Here is a 4,622-nt window from a genome sequence, read left to right as displayed (position 1 = left end):
CAGTCGACGAGTTGGTAGCCCGCATGTGCGACGGCCGCTTCGACCAAATGGTGGCTGAGCTCGGTGGCGCTGGCCACGGTGACGGCGCCGGTGGCGAGGTTGACCGCGACGTCGGTGACGCCGTCCATCCCGGACAGTTCGCCGCTGACCGTGTCGGCGCAGTGGCGGCAGGTCATCCCGCCGACGGTGTACACGGTGTAGATGGTGTGCATTGGCACGATGGGTCCTCTCTTCGCGAACTCCCCACCGTGTTGTCGGAGCGGCCGCTGGCCCGCTTGAGGAAGTCGGCGTCCCCCACTCGTGTACAGATCCCGGTTGCTGGGTACACGTCGTCACGACCGCCGCTGTTTGTCGATCACGAGATACCCAGGTGCCCTGGGCGGGTGGTGGCCGTTCGTGGTCATGATCACCGGCCGCGACCGGATTGCGCCACCGTCCAACCGGGTCCCAAGGGGCCGGCGACCGGCTCGTTCGCGAGCCCGGTCATGACCCGCTCGTCCAATCGGGTGATTTGGCGAGGAGTCCGCGGGCCGGGGCGCCAGCCCGGACTGGATGATCGCTGATCTGGTGACTATGAGTGCGCTCGTGGTTCACTCGACAGGGGGCTGCGGGACACCGGTGAGGTCTCATACCCTCACCGCCAAACCGAAGCCGGGGAGGCCTCATGAGCGGGCATGCCGAAGTACGTCACTTCCTGTTGCAGCAGGAAAGCATCGACCCCGGCTCCTCCTTCACGGGCGGAGTCCCGACGCAGCGCACCGGGGAGACCGCCAGAGTCACCGAGGAGCAGGTGCGCCGGGCCCAACTGGCCGTGGCACGCGGGGCGCTCGGCGTCGAAGACTGCCGGGAGCTGCTGGAGATGCTAGGCCTCGTGCCCGGCGACGATGGAGTGCCGCCGGTGCGACGCTGAACCCGCGGTGGGAGCCCCGGAGCGAAACCCGCTTTGAGCTGCACCCGTGGCGTGTCCTACGCTTTCGGTGCTCCACAGCGGGCAACTCCGGGCTCCCATCGTCTAGCGGCCTAGGACTCCGCCCTTTCAAGGCGGCAGCGCGGGTTCGAATCCCGTTGGGAGCACCACCGTTCATCAGGTCAAACGCTCCTCAAGCTCCACATTGGATCGCGCTGTGTCATGAACGCGTGTCAAGACCAGCGCGAGAGTAGGTGGCGGTAGTACGCCAATTCCCTGGGCGCCCGCGGGTCGATCAGCGGGCTACCCGGTGGCTCACGCGGTCACGGCAACTCGCCCGTTGGGTGGTGGGAGCATCTGCTGGGCCAGGTGCTGGCGGTAGCTCCCAGTCTTGGCGTGCCGAACGTAGCGTGGTCATCGACAACCGGTCCGAGGTCCGCGATTCTTGACCTCCCGGCAGGCCAGGAGCAGACCGGGCTGTCGGTCTGCGGGCAACCGGCGGGTGGCCCGGGCTTTCGCTGTCAACGCCGGTCGACCTTTGACCCAGCTGTTCCGCCCGGTGGAGCCGGAGGTCGTCAACGCCCGCGGCCGATCGATGCCGCCGGTGTCATCGACAGCCGGTGTGACCACGAGCGAGCCGACGTGCGCCGGGCCGACACGCGGTTGTGCAGGACCTTGCCGCCGCAGGGCCCGTCCTGCTAGCCCCGCAGAAGCCGTGTCCGCGCTGCCGCCGGCGTGGCCACGTGCGGCGAGCGCGGTCAGCTGCGCCGGCATGCAGAACTTGGCTTGTGCGCGCCGTGCTGTCAGCGTGTCAACGGCCAACGGACCGACGAGCTGACCCCGGTGAACGTCGCCGCGGCCGGTGTGCTGGGTGCTGTAGAGGGCACCGAGACCATTGGCGTGTTGCCGGACGGTGGCCACCGCTGAGGGTGATCGCCTTGAGTGCGATGCGGAACGTGCTGGTTGTGGTGGCGCGGGTGATGGTGCTGGCGTTGCCCTCAAGGATGATCGGGGTGGTGATGAGGGGCAGTCCGGTGGGTCCGTTCACGCCGTCGTTGCCGTGGCTGGCGGTCGGGGTGTAGGTGCATCCAGGGGTCAGGGTTACCGCCCCGCCGCCGGCGGCGTTGGCCGCGGTGACCAACGCCGACTCGTTGCAGGGCACGGCTGCCTGGGCGGCCATGGGGAGAAGCAGGGCGGTGCCAGCGGCGAGAATGGTGGCGCCGGCAAAGGTGACAATTGCGCGATTGTGTCGCATAAGTCCGCCGGTGAGGAAGATTTGGATCGAGGGTGGATCCGGTGCTCTCACATAGGTGGCACTGGGTTTTGGGCTCCAGTCCTCGGACGTCAATCAACCGCACTCACGGGTTCGTGGCAGCTGCCCGAGCTCACCTTTGGTGAAGGTTGATCATGAGATCGAGAACACGCATGAGTACGGCCGGTGCGGCGGGCGGGGGAGCACCGCAGCGGTCCGGGTGAGCAGGCCGGGGCGATTTTCCTTGACCGTCAACGCATACGCCACCGCGCTCCGCCGCGATGTGGGCGGCGGGTGTTGTGCTGGGCATGCGGCGTCCCCGGTGACCACCCCGCCGGTCAGATCCACTCGCCAGCAGGACTTGACCTGAGTGATCTCGTTGGTGCCCGGCGGTTGCGCCCGAGGTGGTGACCCTCGCCTACGCCCACGGTGTCGACGCCGTCGAACAAGTGATGTGGCAGGCATCACACGGATCATCGCTCAGCCGACGACCGGACCGCGACCAGGCCACGCGCGCCGGACGAGATCCTCGGGTGCGGCCGGTACGGAAGACATGCTGACCAAGACCCGTAGGGTGACACCTGACTTCGCCACAATGGATGGCGGGCAATTACGGGGCGTTTATATTCTGAGACGTGACCCCTTGCGGGCGCCACGGGATTGACACGGACGGTATCTCGATCAGGTGAACCGTGGGTCGGTCTTCGTCGGATGAGACCAGTGACACCTTTGGGTGAAGTCGACGGAATTAGCGTGGGATGGGCGTCGAGACGGGCAGGTTTCGACATAGTCTCCCGCCTACCGACATGCGCGACGTAATTCGCGCTGCTGATGTCACCAAAGGAGAGGTAGTGCTGACGCGACGAGCGGATGCGACGAGCACGACGTGCTCGTCCGCGCGGCGGGCGACCTGCCTGGTCGCCGTCCGTCGTGTGGTTCTTCTCGGCGCCTTTCTCCTGGGCGGCTTTGCCATCGCCGCGTCGTGGTCCGCTGCCGCGAGCGCCACGGAGGACGCTGCCGACCTGCCGGCGGCGGCACACAACCGGCTGCTGGACCTGGTGACCGCGGCGGTGGACACCGCGCAGAAGACGGTGGCGACGACCAGCGTGGCGGACAGCGTCCAACGTCCAACGACGGCCCCGGTGTACGTGCTGTTGCGCCCCGTCGCCGACGTGGACAGGGCCACCGGGCTCAGCCAGGTGACCAGGGCAGTGGCGGTCAACGTCGGTGTGGTGGCCGGCGACGGCCTTGCCGAGGTGCTGCGCGGCACCGCGACCGACGTGGACACGGCGATCGATGCCATCGTGACCGACCAGGAGGTCGTGCCCGAAACGCCAAGTTTGGATGTGCCTTCGCGTCCGGACACGGCCGTCGGGACCACCCAGCCGCCCACCGAAGCGGCACCGACCACGGTCGCCCGGAACCCGCACGGCGTCGCGGCGCCGGCTGGGTCTGCCGCCCCCACACCAGCTGCGACCGGCGCCTCGGTGCGCCGTGACAGCGGCTCTCCGTATGACTTCCCGACCGGCTTTCCGGTGCTGCCGTTCGCGGCCGCCGGAACCGGCGCGGGGACTTCGTCCGCCGGTTCGTCCGGAGGGCCCACCAGTGGCGTCGTGCTACCTGGCAGGGACTCGCGCGACGACGCGTTCATCGCGGAAATCGCACCGGACAGTGTCTATCCGCTCCGTCATCGTGCGGACGATCCTGAGGTATCACCTGCCTGACGTCGGCGCCTGAGTTTCGGTCACGCCGCCGAAGAGGCGGCTCGCCGGAACATGCGGGCGGACTCAAACGGGATCCGCAATTGCCGCTCGGTGTCGAGCTGGCCGGCGGCAGTGCCAGGTCAGGCATTTCCGAAATCATTTGTTCGACCCAAGTCATCAAGGCGTCCCGCCTGTATATGGGCGGGCTGAATTATGGAGAGCAATCTAGATGAGGATGTTCCGTTGGGGCCGACGCGGTCGCGCAGGCACCCCATCCGCAAGGGCGGCGATGAGCGCCCACTCGGATTCACCCGATCCTTCGACAACGGATGCGAAGCGCGGACGGAGGCGTTCCGGGCCGCGGCACGCGCTGTCCCGCGGCGCGCTGAGGAACTCGACGCGTGCGACCGCGCTCAGCGTGATCACCATGACCGCTTCCGTCGGCCTGACGGCCACGGCCACCGCGATCCCGGCGCCGGACCCGCTGCCGGGCATCTCCGCGCTGTCGGGTGTCACCGGTCTCGCGACCGGCGGCGCTCCGTCCGGGTCGCCGGTGGGCGGCCTGCCGCTGCCGCTGGTCGGTGGCGGGGGAGCGCCGCAGTCCGGTTCGCCGATCGGTGGCCTGCCGCTGCCGATGGTCGGCGGTGGGACGGGCGGGTCTCCCATGGGTCTGCCGGTGAACGGCCTGCCGCTGCTGGGTGCCGGTAGCAATCCGACGACCGGCACCGTGACACCGGGTGAGCCGGTGTACGACAACATA

At 68.3% G+C, this 4,622-nt stretch carries 4 protein-coding genes, 1 tRNA gene and 1 pseudogene; 5 read left to right on the top strand and 1 reads right to left on the bottom strand.

Annotated elements, in window-relative coordinates; translation table 11 throughout:
- Positions 1 to 212 (bottom strand): heavy metal-associated domain-containing protein (locus tag VGR06_RS42205; protein WP_327564882.1); only part of this gene is annotated, 212 nt, incomplete at its 3' end.
- Positions 213 to 664: 452 nt separating this feature from the next.
- On the opposite strand from VGR06_RS42205, the gene VGR06_RS42200 reads away from it, so the two are divergent.
- The 5 genes and pseudogenes from VGR06_RS42200 to VGR06_RS42180 all read left to right on the top strand — a co-directional run.
- On the top strand, positions 665 to 910 hold the full coding sequence (locus VGR06_RS42200; RefSeq protein ID WP_327564881.1) for a hypothetical protein: 246 nt from the start codon (positions 665 to 667) through the stop codon (positions 908 to 910).
- Between the two features lie 91 nt (positions 911 to 1,001).
- Positions 1,002 to 1,077: transfer RNA gene (locus tag VGR06_RS42195), tRNA-Glu, on the top strand.
- A 768-nt stretch (positions 1,078 to 1,845) separates the two neighbouring features.
- Positions 1,846 to 1,989, top strand: a complete 144-nt coding sequence (locus tag VGR06_RS42190) for a hypothetical protein (RefSeq protein ID WP_327564880.1) — start codon at positions 1,846 to 1,848, stop codon at positions 1,987 to 1,989.
- Between the two features lie 928 nt (positions 1,990 to 2,917).
- Positions 2,918 to 3,883 (top strand): hypothetical protein, encoded by a 966-nt coding sequence (locus VGR06_RS42185; RefSeq protein ID WP_327564879.1) that lies wholly within the window; start codon positions 2,918 to 2,920, stop codon positions 3,881 to 3,883.
- 406 nt (positions 3,884 to 4,289) lie between these two features.
- Positions 4,290 to 4,622: pseudogene (locus tag VGR06_RS42180) on the top strand (hypothetical protein); the annotation flags it as partial.

This window comes from Actinophytocola sp. (assembly GCF_036002505.1).
Lineage (GTDB): Bacteria > Actinomycetota > Actinomycetes > Mycobacteriales > Pseudonocardiaceae > DASYTH01.
This window is presented reverse-complemented; position numbering and strand designations above follow the sequence as displayed.